The organism is Pseudarthrobacter sp. CC12 (genome assembly GCF_039907755.1).
In the GTDB taxonomy this organism is placed as follows: Bacteria; Actinomycetota; Actinomycetes; order Actinomycetales; family Micrococcaceae; genus Arthrobacter; species Arthrobacter niigatensis.
The window spans coordinates 259,270-280,917 of record NZ_JARDJH010000001.1; the positions used below are offsets into that span (position 1 = coordinate 259,270).

Sequence of the window (21,648 nt, forward strand, 5' to 3'; positions counted from 1 at the left end):
GTGGTTGCCGCTGACGCCAACGCTCCCGCCGGGGCTGGCGGCGGCATGGACAACGCCGTCGCCGGTAAGAGCGTTCGACGCCGGGTGGTCACGGCGAGCTTCATCGGCAACTTTGTCGAGTGGTTCGACTACGCCGTGTACGGCTACCTCGCAGCCGTCATCTCGTCGGTGTTCTTTCCCGAAGCGGACCGGCAGACCGCGCTGCTGGCTACCTTTGCCGTCTTCGCGATCTCCTTCTTCGTCCGTCCCCTGGGCGGCTTCTTCTGGGGCCACATCGGCGACAAGCTGGGCAGGCGCAAGGCACTCTCCCTCTCGATCGTCATCATGTCCGTCTCCACGTTCTGCATCGCCCTCATTCCCGGCTACGGAACCATCGGCATGCTGGCCCCGGTCCTGCTCCTGCTGGTCCGTGTGGTCCAAGGCTTCTCGGCAGCCGGCGAATACGCCGGAGCATCAGCCTTCCTGGTGGAATATGCCCCGGCCAACCGTCGCGGTCTCTATGCCGCCGTCGTGCCTGCCAGCACCGCCGCAGGCTTGCTCCTCGGCTCACTGATCGCGGCGCTCCTCAGCTCGGTACTCAGCACCGACCAACTGCACGAGTGGGGATGGCGGTTGCCGTTCCTGCTGGCCGCCCCGATGGGACTGATCGGGCGCTACATCCGCACCAAGCTGGAGGACACCCCGGCCTTCCGTGCACTGGCCGACCAGGAGGAATCTGCTCCCAAGGCCCCTGCGCTCGACATGTTCCGGACCTACCGCAAACAGCTGGTGATCGCGTGCGGTGCCGTGCTGCTCAACGCCGTCGGTTTCTACGTCATCCTCAGCTACATGCCCACCTACCTGTCTGAGGAACTGGGCTTCGGTCCCACTGAGTCCTTCCTGGCGACAACCATCGCCCTCGCCAGCTACATCGGTTTCATCTTCCTGACCGGTCTCGCCTCGGACCGGTTCGGTCGCAAGCGCATGCTGATCACGGCTTCCGTACTGTTCATGCTCCTGACTGTTCCGGCCTTCATGCTGCTGGACACCGGCAACTTCCTGGTGATTGTCCTGGTCCAGATCCTGCTGGGCGGCATGCTCACCCTGAACGACGGAACGCTGCCCAGCTTCCTGGCTGAACTCTTCCCCACCAAAGTCCGGTACAGCGGCTTCGCCGTCAGCTTCAACCTTTCCAACGCACTGTTCGGCGGCACTGCACCATTCATGGCCACCCTGCTCATCGGCTTGACGCAGAGCAAGCTGGCACCCGGCTGGTATCTCGTGGCCGCAGCTGCCGTGTCCCTCACGGCCGTGCTGTTTGCCGCCGAAACCTCGCGGAAACCCCTCAAGCACCTCTGACCAACCGGGGGCCCGCAACCCATCCGGGTACACAGACCAACCTCACTACGCACACCAACACCAGCTGCACCAACAGCAGCTGGCACCCACTAGAAAGGCACCACCCGTGACTATCACTGCCGACAACGCCTCCTCCATCGCCGAACTCGAGCGCCTCAAGGTCCTGCACAACGGCACCAAGGGCAAGCTCACGTTCTCCGACGCGGAATTCGAGCGCCGCCTCGGCGGCCTCCGCAAGATCATGGCCGCCAAGGAGCTGGATGCGGTCATCCTCACCAGCTACCACGGCATCAAGTACTACTCCGACTTCCTGTACACCACGTTCGGCCGCAACTACGCCCTGGTCGTCACCGCCGACGACTCGGTCACCGTTACCGCCAACATCGACGCCGGAATGCCGTGGCGCACCTCCTACGGCGAGAACATCGTGTACACCGACTGGCGCCGTGACAACTTCTTCTTCGGCCTCCAGGAAGCCCTGCGCCAGCGCGGCGTCAAAGCCACGCGGCTGGGTGTCGAGGACGACTTCCTCCCGGGCCTGACCCGCGAGAAGATCGCCGCCGCCTTCCCCGGCGCCCAGCTGCTGGACGTCTCCCAGGACGCCATGCGCCAACGCATGATCAAGTCCGCCGAGGAAATCGAAGTCATCAAGCACGGTGCCCGCATCGGCGACCTCGGCGGCGAAGCCATCCGCAACGCCATCCGTGAAGGCATCTCCGAGTACGAAGTTGCCCTGATCGGCACCGAAGCCATGGTCCACGAGATCGCCAAGACCTTCCCGGACCGGGAAGTCCGCGACACCTGGGTATGGTTCCAGTCCGGCATCAACACCGACGGCGCCCACAACTGGGCCACCACCCGCAAGCTGCAGCAGGGCGACATCCTCTCGCTCAACTGCTTCCCCATGACCTCCGGTTACTACACCGCCCTGGAGCGCACCCTCTTCCTGGGCCAGCCGGACGAACGCTCCCTGGAGCTGTGGAACATCAACGTCGAGGTCCACAAGCGCGGCCTGGAACTCATCAAGCCCGGCGCCGTGTGCAAGGACATCGCCGCCGAACTGAATGAGATCTACATCAGCAACGGGCTGCTGGCCAACCGCACCTTCGGCTACGGCCACTCCTTCGGCGTCCTCAGCCACTACTACGGCCGCGAAGCCGGCCTGGAGCTGCGCGAGGACATCGATACCGTCCTGGAGCCAGGCATGGTGGTCTCCATGGAGCCCATGATCACCGTGGCTGACGGCCAGCCCGGAGCCGGCGGCTACCGCGAGCACGACATCCTGGTCATCGGGGAGGACAAATCGGTGGAGAACATCACCAAGTTCCCGTTCGGCCCGGAGAAGAACATCATCGAGGCATAACCCACTGAACAGCCGAAGCGGCGCCGTGTTTCACGGCGCCGCTTTCGGCGTCTGCCGCCAACGATAGGGAAAGATGGTCTCCACCATGACTCCTGCACAAACCTCCGACACCAGCGCCAGCGGAGCCGGCACCAACGGCGGGACTGATGCCAAAGGCGCCTCCGTCGTCGTCAACGCCATCGCCGTCCTGCGCACCTTCACCGCCGACGAACCCCTGCTGGGCGTCACGGAAATCGCCAACCGCGTGGGCATGCACAAGAGCAGCGTCTCCCGGATCCTGGCCACATTCGAGCAGGAAAACCTGGTGGAACGCGACCCGGAAACCAAGCGGTTCCGGCTGGGCCTGGGGCTCATTGCCGTCGCCGGTCCACTGCTGGCCGAGATGGAGGAGCGCCGCGTGGCCTATCCCGTCCTGCGGCAGCTGACCGAGCAGACCGGAGAGACCAGCGCCCTCATGCTCTGGAACGGCGACGAAGCCATCTGCGTGGAGCAGATCGCCAGCCACCACCAGATCAAGCACACCACCCCGCTGGGTGCCCGCTACCGTGACGCCATGAGCGCTTCCGTCCAAGTTTTCCTGTCCACCCTTCCCGGCGAGCGGGTGCGGGAGTTGCTGAAGAGCGGCACCATTACATTCCCGGGGCTGGACGACGACGGCCTGGCGGCCTACGAGGCCCGGCTCCAGGAGGTTGGGCAACGGGGATGGGCGGGGAACTACGGCGAATCGTCCATGGACGAAGTGGGCGTGGCCGCGCCTGTCCGGGACCACCGCGGCGACGTGGTGGCGGCCGTCCTGATTCCAGCGCCGCGGTTCAGGGTGTCCAAGGAGCAGTTCGAGAGCCTCGGCGAGGCCTGCGTGGCCGCCGCCGCCAAGGTGACCACGCGGCTGGGTGGCCGGCCGGCCGGCTAAGGCTGCCGGCCGGCGCAGTTCATCCCCGGCGCCGGTTCCAGCTCAGGGCAGCCCGGCCATCCGTGCCGCCAGATGCAGGGCCGCCAGCCGCCCGGTGCCTCGCGGATCGCCGCCGCAGAGATCGAAAATCCGCTGCAGCCGGTGATGCATCGACTGCCGCTCAAGGTGCAGTTCGCGCGCCGACTGCGCGGTGTTGCAGCCGGAGTCCAGCCACACCTGCAGGGTCTCGAGCAGCTGGGACTGGCGCTGCGCATCGTGTTCCAGGACCGCCCGCAACTGCCTGTTGACGAACGCCTCCCGGGATGAGGCATCCAGGCAGGTCAGGGCCAGGCTTTCCACGGCGGTGTCCTGGGCGTCCAGCACCACCAGGCCGCGTGCCGGGTGCCGCCTGCGCGCCGATGCGTTCCTGCGCTGGATCTGCCGTACCTCCAGGGCGCGCCGCGCTTCCGCCAGTGACCAGGCCGCCTCCGCCACCCCGCCGGCCAGCGGCCCCACGGCGATCACGGCATCGTGGTCACCCTCCAGGTCCTTCAAGGATTCCAGGAGCTGCCGCCGCTCGCCGGCAGTTTCCGTGCATGGCAGCCCGATCATCACCACCAGTTCGGTGTCGTCCAGGTATGCGGCGCACGGGATCCGCTGCGCGCTTAGGAAATTTTCGACGGCGCCGCGCAGCTCCTGAGGTGCCGCCGCATGGATGGCTGCCACCACGGCGGGGGAGTCCGTGGGGAAACCCGCGCCGGGGGCCAGCTGCTCCAGGCGCCACTCCGGCGCGGCATTGAGCACGGCGCGCATCAGTTCGGCACCTGCAAGGGCATGCAGCCCCGGGGGTGTGTGCTGCAGGAGTGCCAGGCCCAGGATGTCCACGGCCCGCTCTCCGGCCACCTGGGCAAGGGCCGCGTCCGCAGCGCCGGGCACATGGACCTCCAGCCGCCCCATCAGGACCCCGCGCACGGGGATGTCCACGGTGATCACCGTTCCGTCGGCCACCGCGTAGAAGCCGCCGTGCCCGCCCGGTGCGATGCCGTCGTCGTCCTCTGTTCCTTCGCCGGCATCCGCGTCCGCCCCGTCGTTCCAGCCGTCCGGGACCGCGCTCCCCATGGTGACGCCCCACGGGGAGGTGAGTTTTACGGCTGACGCGGTGATGCCGGCCAGTACGCCGAGGATCTTGTCCAGTGCCGCACCGTGGGCAAGTTCGGCGGCCATGGCGCGCGTCGCGGCATCTGCCTGTTGCAGGTGCCCCACGGACTCGCTGACCAGCATGGAATTGATGGCCTGCATGACGCCGACGAACGGCACCACCTTCCGCAGTTCCACCACGGGGAGGCCGTACTCCTCAGCCTTCTGAAGCATGTCGGCAGGGATTTCCGGCAGCGCGCCACCGGTCTCGATGGCCAGGGCTGCGACGCCCCGCTGCGCCAGTTCGCGGACGTAATCCCCGCGTTTGGCCGGGGTGGCGGTGGCCAGGGTGATCCCGCCGCAGAGCAGCAGTTCACCGCCGCGCAGCAGGGGAGCGATGTCCAGCACTTCACTGGAGTGCACCCAGCGGACCGGCTGCGCGTCGGCCATGACCCCTTCTGGGTGGACCACTGGATCTGCGGCGGCAAGGGCGGGGTGGGCGAGTATTTCGCCGAGAAACACTGACACGACAGTCCGTAACGTAGGAGGAGGATTTGTTCGACACATTGTATCTTGTTGGTTGTGATGAGGGCCACATAGCCTTGTTTGTACTTATTCACCTCACGGAGGCCCCCATGCAAGAAAAGCTTTCAACAGCCACGCACGGCCAACCTGCCCAGGCCACAGAGGACCACAACGCCGTGGACCACGAAGCCTGGCTGCAGCCCATCCCCGAATCAGCACGCACACGCAAGGTATCCGGCCAGTTCTGGATCTGGGCCGGCGCCAACCTGGCACCCATCAACTGGGTGCTGGGGGCGCTCGGGATCCAGCTGGGACTCGGGTTGGCGGACACCATCACAGTCCTGGTGCTGGGCAACCTCATCGGCATGCTGCTCTTTGGCTGCTTCGTCCTCCTGGGCCAGAAGACCGGAGCCACCGGCATGGTCCTGGCCCGGGCGGCATTCGGCCGGCGCGGCAACTACCTGCCGGCCGCCATCCAGGCCCTGCTCGTGATCGGCTGGTGCGCAGTAAACACCTGGATCATCCTGGACCTGGTCATGGCACTTTTCGGAACCCTCGGCTGGGTTGACCCGGACGCCCCCAACTATGCCTGGAAGATCGGCGTCGCCACCTTCATCATGGCGCTCCAGGTGGCCATCGCCTGGTTCGGCTACAAGGCGATTGCCGCCTTTGAAAAATGGACCGTACCGCCCACCATCCTCATCCTGGCCGTCATGTCCGCGGTGGCGTGGTTCGGTATGGACATTGACTGGAGCTACGCCGGTCCTGCCGGCGCCGTCCTGGAAGGCTCCGAGCGCATCGCCGCCATGAGCGCCGTCATGACCGCCATCGGCATCGGCTGGGGCATCACCTGGTTCACCTACGCCGCGGACTACTCCCGGTTCGTCAGCACCAGCGTCCCCAAGAAAAAGGTCTACCTCGCTTCGGTACTGGGACAGTTCATCCCCGTGGTGTGGCTCGGTGTCCTGGGCGCAAGCCTCGCCACCAACAGCGGCGAGATCGACCCCGGCAAGCTGATCGTCCTGAACTTCGGCGCCATGGCGCTGCCAGTGCTGCTGATGGTGCTCCACGGACCCATTGCCACCAACATCCTGAACATCTACACGTTCTCAGTGGCCACCCAGGCCCTGGACATCTCCATCAGCCGCCGCAAGCTCAACCTGTTCGTCGGCGTCTTCTCGCTCGCCGCCGTCGTCTTCTTCATCTTCCAGGAGGACTTCGCCGCAGTACTCGACGCCTGGCTGATCGGCCTGGTGGCCTGGGTGGCCGCCTGGGGCGGAATCATGCTGGTGCACTACTTCTGGCTGGAGAAGCGCTGGCCGGGCGGAACCGACAGGCTGTTCGACGGCGTCGGCACGAAGCGGCTGCCGGTGGTCAACTTCGCCGGCGTCATCTCCCTCGTGGCCGGGATCTTCGCAACGTGGCTGTTCATGTACGGCCTGATCCCCATCATGCAGGGCCCCATCGCCGTGGCCCTGGGCGGCTGGGACCTGTCCTGGCTGGCCGGCGGCCTGACCAGCGCCGGGGTGTACGCCATCCTCGGCCCGCGCCAGCACATCCGCTACCTCGCCCTCGAGCCGCGCACCACGCAGCAGCCGGAAGCCGCCCCGCATGCCGCAGCCGCACCGGAAGCAGAGAGCAAAGAGTCGGAAAGCACGCCCGTCCTTCCCGCCCTCTAAGCTCGCCATCCCGTTAGAACCAGGCGGGCGCCCAGCGCCCGCCGAAAGGATTTCCCGTGAACCAGCCCGCCATCGCGGACCCCCTGCACCCCATCACCTGGCCCGAAGGCTTCAAGGCCGCAGCGTCCTTCACCTTCGATGTGGACGCCGAGTCCTGCACCATCGCCCACGATCCCACCAGCACCCGGCGCATGTCGCTGATGAGCCACCAGTCCTACGGCCCCAAGATCGCGGTTCCGAGGCTGCTCGCCATCCTGGCCCGCCAGGAAATCCAGGCCACCTTCTTCATCCCCGGTTTCACCGCCGAGTCCTACCCCGACGTGGTCCGGCAGATTGTTGACGGCGGCCACGAGGTGGCCCACCACGGCTACCTGCACGAGCCCATGCAGGGCATCGACGCCGCCACCGAGGCCAGCTACATCGACCGCGGCCTGGAGGCGCTGGCCAAAGTCGCAGGTGTCCGGCCCGTGGGCTACCGGGCGCCCTGGTGGGAGCTCAACTGGCACTCGCCGGGCCTCCTGGCGGACCGTGGCTTCCTCTACGATTCGAGCCTGCTCGACGGCGACGCACCCTACCGCTTCGCTGTCGCCGCGGACGATCCCCGGGACATCGTGGAGATTCCCGTGGACTGGACCCTTGACGACTGGGAGCAGTACGCGTTCTACCCCGGAGTCACCGGCAGCGGCGTGATCGAGAGCCCGGCGAAGGTCCTGGAAATGTGGACGCTCGAAGCCGAAGCCCACCATTCCCAGGGCAGCTGCTTCGTCCTCACCAACCACCCCTTCATTTCCGGCCGCCCCTCCAAGGCCGTCGCGCTGGAGCAGCTGATGGAGCGGGTAAAGGCTATGGACGGCATGTGGGTGACCACCATGGAGGACATTGCCCGGCACACAAAGGCCACGGTCACCGAGGTCCACACACACGCACGGATCGAGGTGCCGGTATTCCCGGGCGCGGGTGCACAGTTCAAGCCGGCCGTCGTGCGGCAGGGGGTGCTGGCCTAGCGTCCGTGGCAAGGGAAGCGGCCGGCAGCGGGATTACCCGCCGCTGGCCGCTTTTAGTTGCCCATGGACACCATCCACCGGTGCTGCCTAATGTGGCCGGGAGGGCTGGCAGCGCCGGCCGGAAGGAGACTTCACATGGAACTGGCCAACAACACTGCGGAAGGCATCGGGCAGGAGCTGGACTGGCAGGTCCCGTTCTATGAACAGCTGCACCGGAATCCGGAACTCGGCCTCGCCGAACACCAGACCTCCGCAGCAGTTGCGGAGAAGCTGGCCGCCTGGGGCTTCGATGTCCGGCACTTTGGCGGTACCGGCGTGGTGGGTGTGCTTGCCAACGGGACCGGCCCTGGTGTCCTGGCCCGGGCGGACATGGACGCGCTTCCGGTCACGGAGGCAACAGGCGCGAGCTACGCCTCCGCCAACGCGGGGGTAATGCACGCCTGCGGGCACGACATGCATGTGGTGGCCCTGCTCGGGGCGGCCAAGTACCTCGCCGACCATCGGGATGCCTGGCGGGGAACCTACACCGCCCTGTTCCAGCCGGCGGAGGAAACGGCGGCGGGCTCGCAGGCAATGCTCGACGACGGCCTGGCCGCCGGGATCCCGCGGCCGGACGTGGCGCTGGCCCAGCACGTCATGCCCACCGAGGCGGGAACCATCGGCACTACGCCGGGTCGCATCCTCTCGGCAGGTGATTCAGTCCGGATCACCGTCCACGGCCGGGGTGCCCACGGCTCGATGCCGCACAAGGCGGTTGATCCGGTGGTGCTCGCCGCCTCGATCGTCCTCCGCCTCCAGACCGTCGTGTCCCGAGAAACCATGCCGGGGAAGTTCGCCGTGCTGACCGTCGGCTCCCTGCGGGCGGGCGCCACGGCGAACATCATCCCGGACCGGGCCGAGCTGCTGCTCAACCTCCGCACCTACGACGTGGATTTGCGTGCCGCCATCATGGCTGCGATCGAGCGGATCGTTCGAGGTGAGTGTGCAGCTGCGGGCTCGCCCCAGGAGCCGGAGTTCGAGTACTACGACCAGTACCCGCTGACCAGCAACGATCCGGAAGCCAACGCCCGGGTGGCCGCCGCATTCACGCAGGCCTTCGGCGCGGATGCCGTCTACCAGACTGCCCCGCAGACAGCGTCCGAGGATTTCAGCCGGATCCCCGACGCCTTCGGAATTCCTTACGTGTACTGGGTGGTGGGCTCCGTGCCGCCGGAAACCTACCGGCGGGCGGTGGCGAACGGCACGGTGGACGCCGATATCCCGGCCAACCACTCGCCGTCGTTCCTCCCTGCCGTCGACCCCACCCTCGCCATGGCAACGCGGGCCCAGGCGGCAGCCGCGCTCGCCTACCTCGCAGTGCCGCCCGGTTAGGCTGCTGCCAGGAGCGACTTCATCTGCGCCGCGGCGCCGCTGCCCGGAGCTGGCGTATAAACCACGATGTGCAGGTCCGGCCGGTCCGATGGCGACACCTGGTGGTGTTCCAGCTGGAGCACACCCACAGCGGGGTGGTGGAACAGACGCTCGCGGGACTCGAAACCCAGGATGTCGTAAAGGTCCCAGCCCTGCCGGAACTCCGGGCTCGCTTCCTTGAGCCGTTCCACCTGGTACTGGATGTCCGGGTCGCCCAGCCGCTGCCCGGTTTCGGCCCGGAACTCGGCCAGGAACCGCTTGCTGGTGGTCTCCCAGTCCGGCAGGAGGTTCCTGACATACGGGTCGGTGAACACCAGCCACAACAGATTCCGGTCTGCCGCCGGCACCTTGGCGATATTGGGATACAACGCCGCGTAAGCCGTGTTCCACCCGGCCACGCCCCAGTCCGGAAACAACGCGAAGGATGGATTGGGATCGAGGGCGTCCAGGAGGCGCTGGATGTGGGGCGGCGCGGTATCGGCTGCCGGCCCGGCGGGCGCCGCGGTGGCATAGCCGCCCAGCGACAGTACGTAGCCCAGGCCGGTGCTGGACAAATGCAGCGCACGGCTGATGGCCTCCAAAACCTGCCGGGAAGGGCTGATGTCCCGCCCTTGCTCCAGCCACGTGTACCAGGTGACGCTGACGCCGGAAAGGAACGCCACTTCCTCGCGGCGGAGCCCCCGCTCACGGGTGCGGCCGACGGGCGGCAGGCCGTAGTCAGCCCGCAGCGCCTGGTCGCGCCTGGCCCGCAGGAAGAGGCCCAGTTCCTTGCGCCGTCCGGGATTGTTCACTCCCAAATACTATTACCCTGGTACTCCTACTACTAGTAGCAGGGCTGTCTTCCGCCGGGAGCGCCGAACCAGCAGCATGGTAAGCATGCCTGCACTTCGCTCAAAAACAGTCACCCACGGCCGCAACATGGCCGGAGCCCGCGCACTGCTGCGCGCCTCCGGCGTTGCCAACTCCGACATCGGCAAGCCCATCATCGCCGTGGCCAACTCCTTTACCGAGTTCGTCCCCGGCCACACCCACCTGGCCCCGGTGGGCAGGATCGTCTCGGACGCGATCCTGGCCGCCGGCGCCGTGCCGCGCGAGTTCAACACCATCGCCGTGGACGACGGCATCGCCATGGGCCACTCCGGCATGCTCTACTCGCTGCCGTCCCGCGACCTGATCGCCGACTCCGTGGAGTACATGGTCAACGCCCACTGTGCCGACGCCCTGGTGTGCATTTCCAACTGCGACAAGATCACCCCCGGCATGCTCATGGCCGCCCTGCGCCTGAACATCCCGGTGGTCTTCGTCTCCGGCGGCCCCATGGAGGCCGGCCGCGTGACCCTGACCGACGGTTCCGTGCGCTCCCTGGACCTGGTGAACGCGATCGCCGACGCCGTGGACGAGTCCATCTCCGATGCCGACATCAACCTCATCGAAGAGAACGCCTGCCCCACCTGCGGTTCCTGCTCCGGGATGTTCACCGCCAACTCCATGAACTGCCTCACCGAAGCCATCGGCCTGTCGCTGCCGGGCAACGGCTCCGTGCTGGCCACCCACACCGCCCGCAAGGCGCTGTACGAGAAAGCCGGCGCCACCGTCGTCGAGCTCGTGAAGCGCTATTACGACGGCGGCGACGAGTCCGTGCTGCCCCGTTCCATCGCCACTGCCAAGGCTTTCGATAACGCCATGGCGCTGGACATCTCCATGGGCGGCTCCACCAACACCATCCTGCACCTGCTGGCCGCCGCCCAGGAGGCCGGCGTGGACTACGGCCTGGCCGAGATGGATGCCAAGTCCCGCCAGGTGCCCTGCCTGGCCAAGGTGGCCCCGAACGTGGCCAAGGACAAGACCTACTACATGGAGGATGTGCACCGCGCCGGCGGCATCCCCGCCCTGCTGGGCGAGCTGAACCGAGGCGGCCTCCTGCACAAGGACGTCCACTCCGTGCACTCCGCCGACCTGGACGGCTGGCTGGATGACTGGGACATCCGCGGCGGCAAGGCCACCGAGGAAGCCAAGGCGCTGTGGCACGCCGCTCCCGGCGGCGTCCGCTCCTCCACCGCGTTCTCCCAGTCGAATGAGTGGACCTCCCTGGACACCGACGCCGCGGAAGGCTGCATCCGCTCGGTGGAACACGCGTACTCCAAGGACGGCGGCCTGGCCGTGCTCCGCGGCAACGTCGCAGTCGATGGTGCGGTGGTGAAGACCGCCGGCGTGGACGAGTCCATCTGGACCTTCTCCGGGCCGGCCGTGGTGTGCGAGTCGCAGGACGAGGCCGTCGAAAAGATCCTGAACAAGTCCATCAAGGAAGGCGATGTGGTGGTGATCCGCTACGAAGGCCCCAAGGGTGGTCCGGGCATGCAGGAAATGCTGTACCCGACGTCGTTCCTCAAGGGCCGCGGCCTGGGCAAGAAGTGCGCCCTCATCACGGACGGCCGCTTCTCCGGCGGCACCTCCGGCTTGTCCATCGGACACATCTCCCCTGAGGCAGCGTCCGGAGGCGCCATTGCCCTGGTGGAGGACGGCGACATCATCAGCATCAACATCAGCCAGCGCTCGCTGCAGCTGGAGGTATCCGATGAACTCCTGGCCGAGCGCCGCGAGAAGCTGCTGATCAACGGCGGCTACAAGCCCAAGGACCGGGACCGGCAGGTGTCCGCTGCACTGCGCGCATACGCCGCGATGGCCACCTCCGCGGACAAGGGCGCTGTCCGGGACGTGTCCCTGCTGGAGCGGTAAGGCCAGCACCGGGCGGGGGAGGAAACAGGGCTGGTCCTCCGGCCCTCCTCCGCCGGGCATGCGGCACCCACGACGACGGGCCAAAAGTCCCCGTCCCGCTGCGGCAGCACTCCGGTAGCCTTTTCCCATGGTGCAGAGAACCGCCGATTACCGGGCAGAAGGCATCCTGCTCGCCGGGGCAGGACGGGCCATCCTGCTGCAGCTGGCCAACCCTGCGATCGGCCGTGGGGTGGCGGCGCACAGCACGTTCACCGAACGCCCCGTCAACCGGCTTAAGGGCACGCTCACCTACGTGTACGCCGTGGTGTACGGAACCGAGGAGCAGGTCAAGGAAGTCCGGCGCCGGGTCAACCGTGCCCACGTTCCGGTACGCCGTCCGGAGGATGGATCGTCCGCAGGTTACAACGCCTTCGACCCGGTACTTCAGCTCTGGGTGGCAGCCACGCTTTACGACACAGCGCTGACCATTATCGAGAAGATCCACGGCCCGCTCGACGACGCCGCCGCCGACGCGATGTACCAGGACTATGCACGGATCGGCACCGCGCTGCAGCTTCCGCCGGACATGTGGCCAAAGGACCGGGCAGCCTTCGGCCGCTACTGGGAAGACCAGGTATCCACCCTCCATGCCGAGGAAGAGGGCGTGCGCGTGGGCCGCGGACTGCTGTTTCCCAAGCACACTGCCCTTTGGTACCGGGCCATCATGCCGTCCGCGCGGTTCCTTACCGCGGGGCTCCTCCCGGAGCAGCTGCGCAAGGACTTCGGGCTCGCCTGGAGCGAACGCCACCAGCGCCGCTACGACCGGACCTGGCGTATCCTTGCGGTGGCCTACCCCATGCTGCCGTTGCGCATCAGGCACTGGTTCAAGGACTACTGCCTGGCCGAACTGGAAAAGGACCTCCGCCGTAGCCCGCAGGCGGCACGACACCAAGGCATCCGTGCGTAGTTCCACCCCGTTGGAGCGGCGGATCGATGAACGCGCCCGCCGCTTCCTGGCTACGGCCCCCGCCAATGGCGCCAGGGCCAAACTCACTGAATTCATTGTCTTCGGACTCAAACAGGGCTGGGCCTGCATTTTCGGCGCCGCACTCCTGGCCGTGCTGGTGGCGGCCAGGCTCTGGTACCCGGACGGTGCAGGGCTGGCACGCAACGACTTCCTGACCGTCGCCGCCGTCGTGATCCAAGTCCTGATGGTGGCGTTCAAGCTGGAAACGCTGCGGGAACTGCGGGTGATCGTCCTGTTCCACCTGGTGGGCACGGTGATGGAGCTGTTCAAAACCGATATGGGTTCGTGGTCGTACGGGGCCGAAGGCGTCCTGCGCATCGGGGCCGTGCCGCTCTTCAGCGGATTCATGTATGCCGCCGTGGGCTCGTACATGGTGCGCGTCTACCGGCTGTTCGACCTTCGCTTCGCTGCCTACCCGCGCCGCTGGCTCACCGCGGTCCTCGCCGCCGCCATCTACGCGAACTTCTTCACCTACCACTACTTGTGGGACCTTCGCTGGGTGCTGCTCGCCGCCGTCGTGCTCATCTTCGGCCGGTGCGTGATGCACTTCCGCGTCTTCCGGCGGGAGTTCCGCATGCCACTGGTGGTGTCCTTCCTGCTGGTGGCGCTGTTCATCTGGCTGGCCGAGAACATCGCCACGTGGTCCGGCGCGTGGCTCTACCCCAGCCAGGTGGACGGCTGGCACCCGGTGGGCCTGGAAAAACTCGTGGCCTGGTTCCTGCTGATGATCATTTCCGTGGTGCTGGTGGCCTGGGTCTACAAGCCGCGGCCGCCGGAACCGGAGAACGCCCCACGCCGGGAGGTCCGGCGGCCCGCCGGGCTGCGCTAAAGGGGGTTCTGGCAAAACCCGGTTCAGCAGGGCCCTCGCTAGGGCTTGGACGGCACGGTTTGATGGACCCATGGCCCCCGAAAAACTTCTCACCAGTACCAGCGCGCCCCAAAAACCCCGCGCGCAGCAGCCCGCGCACTGGGGCGGCGTCTTCGCCATGTCCCTGTGCGTCTTCGCGCTGATCGCGTCCGAGTTCATGCCGGTCAGCCTGCTGACCCCCATGGCCGCCGAACTCCAGGTCTCCGAGGGAATGGTGGGGCAGGGCATTGCCATCTCCGGGCTCTTTGCCGTCCTCACCAGCCTGTCCGTATCCACGCTGGCCGGCAACCTGAACCGCAAGCCGCTCCTTTTGGGCCTGACCACCTTGATGGCGGTCTCCGGAGCCCTGGTGGCGATGGCCCCGGGATACCTGCTCTTCATGGTTGGCCGCGCCCTCATTGGCGTGGTGATCGGCGGGTTCTGGTCCATGTCCGCGGCGACCGCCATGCGGCTGGTGCCCGCCCACCAAGTGCCGCGTGCCCTGGCGATCTTCAACGGGGGCAACGCCCTGGCCACCGTCCTGGCTGCGCCCCTGGGCAGCTACCTGGGTTCGGTCATCGGCTGGCGTGGAGCGTTCTTCTGCCTGGTTCCGGTGGCGGTGCTCGCCCTGGCCTGGCAATGGATCAGCCTTCCGTCAATGAAGGCCGGGACGCGGGCCACGGGCACGGTTTTTGGGATTTTCGCCGCATTCAAGAGCCGCACCGTCGCCTGGGGGATGGCCGCCTGCGGGTCCTTCTTCATGGGGCAGTTCGTCCTGTTCACCTACATCCGTCCCTTCCTGGAGACGGTGACCCGCGTGGACGTGGCCACGATATCCCTGGTGCTGCTGGTAATCGGTGTGGCGGGCTTTGCCGGCACCATGCTCATTGGCCGCTTCCTGGGCAAGGGCCTGTACCGGACCTTGGCAGCCATTCCGGCCCTCATGGCCGTCATAGCGGCGGCCCTCGTTCCGTCCGGCGGCTGGTTTGCCGCCGTCGTGGTCCTCCTGGCTTTCTGGGGACTGATGTCCACGTCCGCCCCGGTGGGCTGGTGGAGCTGGATCGCCGAGGCCATGCCGCACGACGCCGAGGCCGGCGGAGGCCTGATGGTGGCCGTGGTCCAGACCTCGATCGCGGTCGGCTCAACGTTGGGCGGCGTGCTTTTCGACTCCGCCGGCTATGGCGGGGCTTTCCTGGCGGCCGCAGCCATCCTTGCGGTTTCGTCGGTCCTCGCGTACCTGACTGCCAGGGTCACGGGCCGGACCGCCTGACCGCCTGAAGATTTCAATCCAGCCCACCCAACAGGAGGAGAACATGAAGTACACCAAGAGCGGCGGCCAGACGGCGGCCGGCCCGAAGGAATGGTTCACCGGGACCGTGCAGATCGACGGGATCCGGAATCCTGACGAACAGTCAGCCATCGGTTGCGCGCACGTCCGGTTCGCCCCCGGTGCCCGGACCGCGTGGCACCACCACCCCAAGGGCCAGACCCTCTATGTCACCGACGGCGTGGGGCTGGTAGCGCGCCGGGGCGGGGAGATCCAGGAAATCCGTCCCGGTGACGTGGTCTACATCGAACCCGGGGAAGAACACTGGCACGGGGCAACCCCGGAGCGCTTCATGGCGCACGTCGCCATGCAGGAAGCGGATGCTGAGGGGCAGGTCGTCACCTGGCTCGATCACGTCACTGACGAGGAATACAGCGCCTGACCACACAAAAAGGAGGGCGGACGACGGCGGGAAGGTCCGCCGTCGTCCGCCCTCCTTGTGCGTGAGGCAGGTCAGTCCTCGTACGTGTTCGCGATGTAGACATCGCACGGGGCGTTGTGCGCCACGCTGTTGGCGACGCTGCCCAGCAGCCGGCCAATCCCGCGCATCCTGCGGTTGCCCACCACGATCACCCGGGCGTCCAGGCGGATGGCTTCCTTGATCAGCGAATCCGCCGGCTTGCCACGGGCTGCGAAGTGGGTGATTTCCACTCCCGGCCGGGATGCGCCCAGGGACTTCGCCACGATCTCGGAGCTGTCGGCGTTGGAAATCCTCACCTTGTCCGAGCCCACCCCAAAGGTTTCGGCGTTCTCCATCTCGAAGGCGGTCACTACGTGCAGTGAGGCCCCCAGCGACCCGGCCAGGTCCAGCGCGACTTCCGCTGCCTTCCGCGCGGACGGGCTGGCGTCCACCCCTACAACCACTACATTGGCCATTCACTCGCTCCTTCGTATAGTCCTGGCATTCAAATCCATCTGCCAGTTTAGGGACTACCCGCGTGGAGTACGGGTATCACGGCCTTTGGCTTAACCGATCCCAGCCAGCCCGGGTACGGCAGCATCCGCATACCTGTTGCCGGGCCGGGCCAACCCGTAGTGCTCCCGCAGCGTCTTTCCGGCGTACTCCGTCCGGAAAAGCCCGCGTTCCTGCAGGATCGGCACCACCTGGTCCACGAACGCCTCCAACCCGGAGGGAAGCACCGGCGGCATGATGTTGAAGCCGTCCGCGGCCCCGCCGTCGAACCATTCCTGGATGGCGTCGGCCACCTGTACCGGCGTGCCGGTGAAGGTGCGGTGCCCGCGGCCGCCGCCCAGGCGGCCGATCAGCTGCCGCACGGTGAGCTGCTCCCGGCGCGCCAGCTGGACGATCAGGGTGTAGCGGCTCTTTGCCCCCTCGATCTCATCCTCGCTGGGCAGGTTGTCCGGCAGCTGCCGGTCCAGCGGCAGGTCCTCCGGGTCCACGCGCAGGGTCCTGGCCAGTTGGATCCGGGCGTACTCGGGCTTGATCAGCCGGTCGAGTTCGCGTTCCAGTTCCAGGGCTTCCTCCTCGGTGGCACCGATGACCGGGACAATGCCCGGGAGGATCTTGATGGATTCCGGATCGCGGCCGGCGGCAGTGGTGCGGGCCTTCAAGTCGCGGTAGAACTCCTGCGCGTCGGCCAAGGTCTGGTGCGCGGTGAAGACGGCGTCGGCGTACTTCGCGGCCAGGCCCTTGCCGTCCTCGGACGAACCTGCCTGGACGATCAGCGGGTGTCCCTGGGGTGACCGCGGAACATTGAGCGGCCCGCGGACCTTGAAATGCTTGCCTTCGTGGTCGACGGTGCGGATCCTGTCCGCATCGCCCCACACGCCCTCCGCCTTGTCCGCGAGGACGGCGTCGTCCTGCCAGCTGTCCCAGAGCTTCTGCGCCACCTCGATGAACTCGGCGGCGCGTTCGTACCGGACGGCGTGGGCGGGCTGGTCGTCCACGCCGAAGTTGCGCGCCGCGTCCGGGCCTGCCGTAGTCACCACATTCCAGCCGGCCCGTCCGCCGCTGGCCCAGTCGACGGACGCGAAGCGGCGGGCCAGGTTGAACGGTTCATTGTAGGTGGTGGAAGCGGTGGCGATCAGCCCGATCCGCTCGGTGGCGCCGGCGATGGCCGTGAGCAGCACGGTGGGCTCCAGCTTCCCGGCAGGACGGCGCCCCACCTCGCCGAACAGGACAGGGGAGTCGGCGAAGAAAATGGAGTCCAGCTTGCCGCGCTCTGCAGTCCGGGCGAGCTGCTGGTAATGCTCCACCTTGGTTCCCGCATGGGGATCGCTTTCCGGCAGCCGCCATGAGGCCTCGTGGTGGCCGGTGCTCATGAGGAAGGCGTTGAGGTGGAGTTGGCGCAGGGATGGGTTCCGGGTAGTCAAGGGTTTGCTCCTTTGGAAGTTAGCGGCCGACGGCGGCCGGTTCAGGTGTGTGGACGGGTTCGACGCCCAGCGCCGTGAGGAGGTCGCGGCGCAGGGCTTCGTGCCCCGCAGCATCGGCGGAAGATCGGATTGCGGGTGGCACCGGGCGGACGGTGGCGATGCGGCCGCGGTCCAGGACCACGATCCGGTCGGCCAGTGCGATGGCCTCGTCCACGTCGTGGGTGACCAGCAGGACGGCTGGCCGGTGGGCCGCCACCAGGTCCTGGAGGAGCCCGTGCATCCTGATCCGGGTCAGGGCGTCCAATGCGCCGAACGGCTCGTCGGCCAGCAGCAGCTGCGGTTCCCGGACCAGGGACCGCGCCAGCGCCACGCGTTGCTGCTCACCGCCGGAAAGCTGGTGCGGCCAAGCTTTTTCACGTCCGGCGAGTCCCACTTCGGCGAGTGCCTTGCGGGCCCGGGCATCGGCGTCGTGCTCCCGGACGCCCAGCGTGACGTTGCCCAGCACGGTGTCCCACGGCAGCAGCCGGGAATCCTGGAAAACCACGGACACGCGGTCCGGGACGCTGATCACGCCGCTGCCGCGGACCTCGTGGTCCAGGCCGGCCAGGGCGCGCAGCAGGGTGCTTTTGCCACAACCGCTGGGTCCCAGCAGGGCGACGAATTCGCCGGGCGCGATGTCCAGGTCCACGCCGTCCAGGACACTCTTGGTACCGAAGCTGCGGATAAGCCCGCGGACTGAAACGGCGGAAGGTACGGGACGTGCTGGGCCGGCGGCGGTCAGCCCGCCAGGGTGCGCTGCCATGAGAGGGCCTTTCGTTCGATGAAGCGGACAATTCCGTCGGAGAGGAGGCCAAGGACGCCGTAAACGGCCAGGCCCAGGATGATGATGTTGGTCTGGCCATAGGTGCGGGCGAGTTCCATCATGTAGCCGATCCCGCTGGTGGCGTTGATCTGTTCCACCACCACCAGGGACACCCAGGCGCCGGTCACCGCGAAGCGCAGGCCCAGGAAGAATCCGGGCAGGGCGCCGGGGAGGACCACCTTGCGGATGAAGCCCGCCCGGCCCAGGCCCACCGTCTGGGCAAGTTCGACGAACCGCAGGTCGATGCCGCGCAGCCCGGCATGGGTCTGCAGGTAGACGGGGACAAAGACGCCCAGTGTGATGGTGAGGACCTTCATGGTCTCGTCGATGCCGAACCACAGGATGAGCAGCGGGATCAGGGCCAGGCCGGGGATGGCGCGCTTGATCTGCACCGGACCGTCGATCAGTGCTTCACCGATCCGGCTCAGTCCGGAGAGCAGGGCCAGCACCCCTCCCACCAGGATGCCGAAGAACAGTCCCAGGCCGGCGCGCTGGGCGGAGATGGCAAGGTTTTCCTGGAGCCGGCCGTCGGCGGTCAGTTCTCCGGCGGTGGCCACGACGGTCCAGGGTTCGGACAGGATCCGTGGGTCAAGCAACCCCGTGGCGGAAGAAGCTGTCCAGAGCAGCAGCAAGGCGGACGGGCCCACCCAGGCGAGCCGCCGCCGTCGTCCTGGCCCCAGCCTCCTGCCAGTGGGCCGCACGTCCGGCCGCCCGGCCAGCGCGGGGTCCTGGTGCGGTGCGACGACGGGACGGTCCAGCACGGCGCTCATGCCGCGCCAACCTTGGCGGCGGAGGCGAACGCCGTGCCGGCGATGGCCTCGAAGCGGGTGTCGTAGAGGTCCGCTGCCTTCAACTGCGGCTTCTTCTGCTCGCGGGACAGCAGGTCGATCGTTTCCTGGTGCCGTGCGATGGCCTCCGTCCAGGACGTCGGCAGGTCGCGCTTGCCGGTGGCGTCGATCAGGTACTGGCCGTCCTCGCGGGACAGGCCCTGGTCCTTGACGAAGTAGCCCTCCAGCCACTCGGCCGGGTGGTCCTCGATCCAGCGCTGCGCCTTGCCCCAGACCTTTGCGTAGGCGGCAAGGGCGGCGGCCTTGGCGGGATCAGCCAGGACTTTGGCGGGGGAATAGAGGAGGCTGGGATCATCGCGCAGCCCGTGGCGGAGGGTGGTGGCGCCGTCGGCCTTGTACTTGGCCAGGTAGCGCTTGATCTGGACGCCGCCCAGGGGAGCCGCGTCCACCTGCTTGCTGGCCAGCGCGGTGGCGTAGGCGTCCCCGGTACTGGGGAGCTCCACGAGCTTGACGTCGTCCTGCTTGAGGCCGGCCTTGTCCAGGATCCGCAGCACCAGGGCGCCCTGCGCCTGGCCCGGGGAGTAGGCCACTTTCTTCCCGCGCAGCTCTTCGAGCTTGCCGATGCCGGCTCCCGGTGCCACACCGAGCTCGTAGATGGGGTGGTTCACCGCGTCCTGCCGGTAGCCGGCGGCGATGATGCGGACGTCCAGCCCGGTCCAGGTGGCGTGGATGGGAGGAATGTCGGCCACGGACCCGACGTCCAGGGCGTTGGCGCGGAAGGCCTCGGTGGTCTGGGGGCCGCCGGAGATGTTGGCGAACTCCACCGTGAAGCCGTCCAGGTCCTTGATCAGGCCGGACAGTTCCAGCGCCACTTTGATGCTGGGATCGCCCACCTTAATGGAGGTGCCGGCAGGCACCGAGGCCGCCAGCGGTTCAAGGGCGCCCTGGCTGATGCGGGCTCCTCCTGCGGTGGCGGTCCCGCCGCAGGCGGACAGCAGGCCGACGGCGGGAACAGCCAGGAGTGCGCCCAGCGCGCGGCGCCGGCTAAAGGCAGCACGGTGGCTCGTTTGGGGTGGGGGTGCTGGGAAGGTCATGGTGTTCCTTTCGAGGAGGATCCGGGTACGACGACGGCACCCGGGGTGTGTGCCCGGGCGGGCGTGAAGGGGTGGTTGGTCCGCCGAAACGGCGGGATCAGGGTGCTGCGGGATGATGCGTACTGGCGGGATTGTGGGGTGGTGCCTGCGGCGTGGCCGGTGCCGTGGAAACACCTAAACACGGCTCGCGGTGCGTTGGCCACCGGTATGAAACGGACGCTAAACCCTGCGCAACGGCGCTACTTATGGCGCCATCCTGGAGACAAAGCAGGCAACGCGGCGCCACGAACCGAAACCTGGGTTAAGGGGACTGCAACGCCGCTTCATGTACGGACTCCACTGGCTCATCGGCTGCGAGCCCGGCCGGCTCCCTGGACAGGGCAGCCTTCTTAGCTGCCGACCTTTGCCTGCGCCGTTTCCACGATGTTCTCGGTGACCGCCCAGGAGGCGAGGAGCTTGAGGGCTTCCGCCGACGTGCTGCCGGGCGTAGCGGGATAGACCGTGAGGGTGTGCCCCGGATCTTCTTCGAGCCCAAGCACCTGGTAGTTCAGCTCAAGGAGCCCCACCACTGGATGCTGGAAGAACTTGGTGCCCGCGTAGTGGCGGCGGACGTTGTGGGCCGCCCAGAGCGTGCGGAACACGTCGCTGCGCATGGAGAGTTCACCGATGAGTTCGGCGATGCCCTTGTCATGGGGGTTGCGGCCGGCCTCCCGGCGGAGGATGGCTACGTTGGTGTGGGCAGCCCGGTCCCAGTCCGTGTAGAAGTTGTGGGCGCGGGGGTCGAGGAAAATGAACCGCGAGTGGTTGGCCGGCCGTGACGGGTTGCGGTACATGTCCGAATACAGCGCATAACCCAGCGTATTGGCGGCAACGATGTCCAGGCGGTTGTTGCCAATGAAGGCCGGCGCTTCCGTGATGGCGTCCAGCAGGTATTGCAGTTCGGGCCGGACCTTCGACGGCGCGGAACCTCCGGCGCCTGCGGCACGCTTGCGGCCCGACGTGTTGGCCGCCCGGGCGAGGTCGTAGAGGTGGTCATGCTCGGCGCGGTCCAGTTCAAGGGCACCGGCGATGGCGTCCAGGACGCTGTCCGAAACACCGTGGAGGTTTCCCCGTTCCAGCCGCGTGTAGTAGTCCACGCTGACGCCTGCCAGCCGGGCCACTTCCTCGCGGCGCAGCCCCGGCACGCGCCGGCGGCCGCCGTAGGGTTCGATGCCTGCCTGCTCCGGGGTGATCCGTCCACGGCGTGAGGAGAGGAACTGCCGGACCTCGGCTCGGTTATCCATAGGGAACACGTTACGACGAATGGCGG

At 67.3% G+C, this 21,648-nt stretch carries 19 protein-coding genes; 11 read left to right on the top strand and 8 right to left on the bottom strand.

The features are described 5' to 3' along the window. Nucleotides 1-45: 45 nt before the first annotated feature. The 3 genes from PV772_RS01200 to PV772_RS01210 all read left to right on the top strand — a co-directional run bounded on the left by PV772_RS01200 (nt 46) and on the right by PV772_RS01210 (nt 3,611). Entirely contained in the window at nt 46-1,338 is a 1,293-nt protein-coding gene (locus PV772_RS01200) for an MFS transporter (protein ID WP_246839888.1), read from the top strand. Nucleotides 1,339-1,444: 106 nt separating this feature from the next. Next, nucleotides 1,445-2,701, top strand: coding sequence for an aminopeptidase P family protein (locus PV772_RS01205; protein WP_347885126.1), 1,257 nt, complete (start codon nt 1,445-1,447; stop codon nt 2,699-2,701). 73 nt (nt 2,702-2,774) lie between these two features. Continuing rightward, complete coding sequence (locus PV772_RS01210) at nt 2,775-3,611, top strand: IclR family transcriptional regulator (RefSeq protein ID WP_347885127.1); 837 nt, start codon at nt 2,775-2,777, stop codon at nt 3,609-3,611. Between the two features lie 42 nt (nt 3,612-3,653). Here PV772_RS01210 and PV772_RS01215 read toward each other — a convergent pair whose 3' ends face one another. Continuing rightward, the gene (locus tag PV772_RS01215) at nt 3,654-5,255 is read right to left on the bottom strand and encodes a PucR family transcriptional regulator ligand-binding domain-containing protein (RefSeq protein ID WP_347885128.1); all 1,602 of its coding nucleotides are present in this window, start codon (nt 5,253-5,255) and stop codon (nt 3,654-3,656) included. Nucleotides 5,256-5,362: 107 nt separating this feature from the next. Here PV772_RS01215 and PV772_RS01220 point away from each other — a divergent pair, with 107 nt between their 5' ends. The 3 genes from PV772_RS01220 to PV772_RS01230 all read left to right on the top strand — a co-directional run bounded on the left by PV772_RS01220 (nt 5,363) and on the right by PV772_RS01230 (nt 9,306). Beyond that, a complete protein-coding gene (locus PV772_RS01220) occupies nt 5,363-6,931 on the top strand; it encodes a cytosine permease (protein ID WP_347885129.1) in 1,569 nt (522 codons plus the stop codon). 56 nt (nt 6,932-6,987) lie between these two features. Continuing rightward, nucleotides 6,988-7,935 (top strand): polysaccharide deacetylase, encoded by a 948-nt coding sequence (locus PV772_RS01225; RefSeq protein ID WP_141182507.1) that lies wholly within the window; start codon nt 6,988-6,990, stop codon nt 7,933-7,935. 135 nt (nt 7,936-8,070) lie between these two features. Beyond that, the gene (locus tag PV772_RS01230; protein WP_347885130.1) at nt 8,071-9,306 is read left to right on the top strand and encodes an amidohydrolase; all 1,236 of its coding nucleotides are present in this window, start codon (nt 8,071-8,073) and stop codon (nt 9,304-9,306) included. Here the strand turns inward: PV772_RS01230 and PV772_RS01235 are convergent. After that, the gene (locus PV772_RS01235; protein WP_141182505.1) at nt 9,303-10,136 is read right to left on the bottom strand and encodes a helix-turn-helix transcriptional regulator; all 834 of its coding nucleotides are present in this window, start codon (nt 10,134-10,136) and stop codon (nt 9,303-9,305) included. The two genes, PV772_RS01230 and PV772_RS01235, sit on opposite strands and share 4 nt — an antisense overlap. 85 nt (nt 10,137-10,221) lie before the next feature. On the opposite strand from PV772_RS01235, the gene ilvD reads away from it, so the two are divergent. From ilvD to PV772_RS01260, 5 genes are all read left to right on the top strand, one after another. Beyond that, the gene (ilvD, locus tag PV772_RS01240) at nt 10,222-12,081 is read left to right on the top strand and encodes a dihydroxy-acid dehydratase (RefSeq protein ID WP_141159282.1); all 1,860 of its coding nucleotides are present in this window, start codon (nt 10,222-10,224) and stop codon (nt 12,079-12,081) included. A gap of 127 nt (nt 12,082-12,208) precedes the next feature. Next, nucleotides 12,209-13,027, top strand: a complete 819-nt coding sequence (locus tag PV772_RS01245; RefSeq protein WP_347885131.1) for an oxygenase MpaB family protein — start codon at nt 12,209-12,211, stop codon at nt 13,025-13,027. After that, nucleotides 13,020-13,916, top strand: a complete 897-nt coding sequence (locus PV772_RS01250; RefSeq protein ID WP_347885132.1) for a DUF817 domain-containing protein — start codon at nt 13,020-13,022, stop codon at nt 13,914-13,916. Before PV772_RS01245 ends, PV772_RS01250 begins: the two co-directional genes overlap by 8 nt. Before the next feature lie 70 nt (nt 13,917-13,986). Then, nucleotides 13,987-15,204, top strand: coding sequence for an MFS transporter (locus PV772_RS01255; protein WP_141159285.1), 1,218 nt, complete (start codon nt 13,987-13,989; stop codon nt 15,202-15,204). A gap of 43 nt (nt 15,205-15,247) precedes the next feature. Beyond that, nucleotides 15,248-15,643: a cupin domain-containing protein gene (locus PV772_RS01260; RefSeq protein ID WP_141159286.1), complete on the top strand. Its 396-nt coding sequence runs from the start codon at nt 15,248-15,250 to the stop codon at nt 15,641-15,643. Between the two features lie 71 nt (nt 15,644-15,714). Here the strand turns inward: PV772_RS01260 and PV772_RS01265 are convergent, their stop codons facing one another. From PV772_RS01265 to PV772_RS01290, 6 genes are all read right to left on the bottom strand, one after another. Further along, nucleotides 15,715-16,137, bottom strand: a complete 423-nt coding sequence (locus tag PV772_RS01265) for a universal stress protein (RefSeq protein WP_347885133.1) — start codon at nt 16,135-16,137, stop codon at nt 15,715-15,717. 90 nt (nt 16,138-16,227) lie between these two features. Continuing rightward, a complete protein-coding gene (locus PV772_RS01270; RefSeq protein WP_307358361.1) occupies nt 16,228-17,595 on the bottom strand; it encodes an LLM class flavin-dependent oxidoreductase in 1,368 nt (455 codons plus the stop codon). A 19-nt stretch (nt 17,596-17,614) separates the two neighbouring features. Next, a complete protein-coding gene (locus tag PV772_RS01275; RefSeq protein ID WP_347885134.1) occupies nt 17,615-18,397 on the bottom strand; it encodes an ABC transporter ATP-binding protein in 783 nt (260 codons plus the stop codon). After that, entirely contained in the window at nt 18,373-19,227 is an 855-nt protein-coding gene (locus PV772_RS01280) for an ABC transporter permease (RefSeq protein ID WP_347885135.1), read from the bottom strand. Before PV772_RS01280 ends, PV772_RS01275 begins: the two co-directional genes overlap by 25 nt. Beyond that, a complete protein-coding gene (locus PV772_RS01285; RefSeq protein ID WP_347885136.1) occupies nt 19,224-20,339 on the bottom strand; it encodes an ABC transporter substrate-binding protein in 1,116 nt (371 codons plus the stop codon). The genes PV772_RS01280 and PV772_RS01285 overlap by 4 nt, the downstream gene beginning before the upstream one ends. 389 nt (nt 20,340-20,728) lie before the next feature. Then, a complete protein-coding gene (locus PV772_RS01290) occupies nt 20,729-21,622 on the bottom strand; it encodes a helix-turn-helix transcriptional regulator (RefSeq protein WP_141159291.1) in 894 nt (297 codons plus the stop codon). Nucleotides 21,623-21,648: the final 26 nt, after the last annotated feature.

Bases quoted from the DNA above. Each gene is read 5' to 3' on its own strand.
- PV772_RS01260 (WP_141159286.1), top strand. From the start codon at position 15,248: ATGAAGTACACCAAGAGCGGCGGCCAGACGGCGGCCGGCCCGAAGGAA.
- PV772_RS01255 (WP_141159285.1), top strand. From the start codon at position 13,987: ATGGCCCCCGAAAAACTTCTCACCAGTACCAGCGCGCCCCAAAAACCC.
- PV772_RS01245 (WP_347885131.1), top strand. From the start codon at position 12,209: ATGGTGCAGAGAACCGCCGATTACCGGGCAGAAGGCATCCTGCTCGCC.
- PV772_RS01210 (WP_347885127.1), top strand. From the start codon at position 2,775: ATGGTCTCCACCATGACTCCTGCACAAACCTCCGACACCAGCGCCAGC.
- PV772_RS01285 (WP_347885136.1), bottom strand. From the start codon at position 20,339: ATGACCTTCCCAGCACCCCCACCCCAAACGAGCCACCGTGCTGCCTTT.
- PV772_RS01290 (WP_141159291.1), bottom strand. From the start codon at position 21,622: ATGGATAACCGAGCCGAGGTCCGGCAGTTCCTCTCCTCACGCCGTGGA.
- ilvD (WP_141159282.1), top strand. From the start codon at position 10,222: ATGCCTGCACTTCGCTCAAAAACAGTCACCCACGGCCGCAACATGGCC.
- PV772_RS01265 (WP_347885133.1), bottom strand. From the start codon at position 16,137: ATGGCCAATGTAGTGGTTGTAGGGGTGGACGCCAGCCCGTCCGCGCGG.
- PV772_RS01275 (WP_347885134.1), bottom strand. From the start codon at position 18,397: ATGGCAGCGCACCCTGGCGGGCTGACCGCCGCCGGCCCAGCACGTCCC.
- PV772_RS01200 (WP_246839888.1), top strand. From the start codon at position 46: ATGGACAACGCCGTCGCCGGTAAGAGCGTTCGACGCCGGGTGGTCACG.
- PV772_RS01220 (WP_347885129.1), top strand. From the start codon at position 5,363: ATGCAAGAAAAGCTTTCAACAGCCACGCACGGCCAACCTGCCCAGGCC.
- PV772_RS01230 (WP_347885130.1), top strand. From the start codon at position 8,071: ATGGAACTGGCCAACAACACTGCGGAAGGCATCGGGCAGGAGCTGGAC.
- PV772_RS01280 (WP_347885135.1), bottom strand. From the start codon at position 19,227: ATGAGCGCCGTGCTGGACCGTCCCGTCGTCGCACCGCACCAGGACCCC.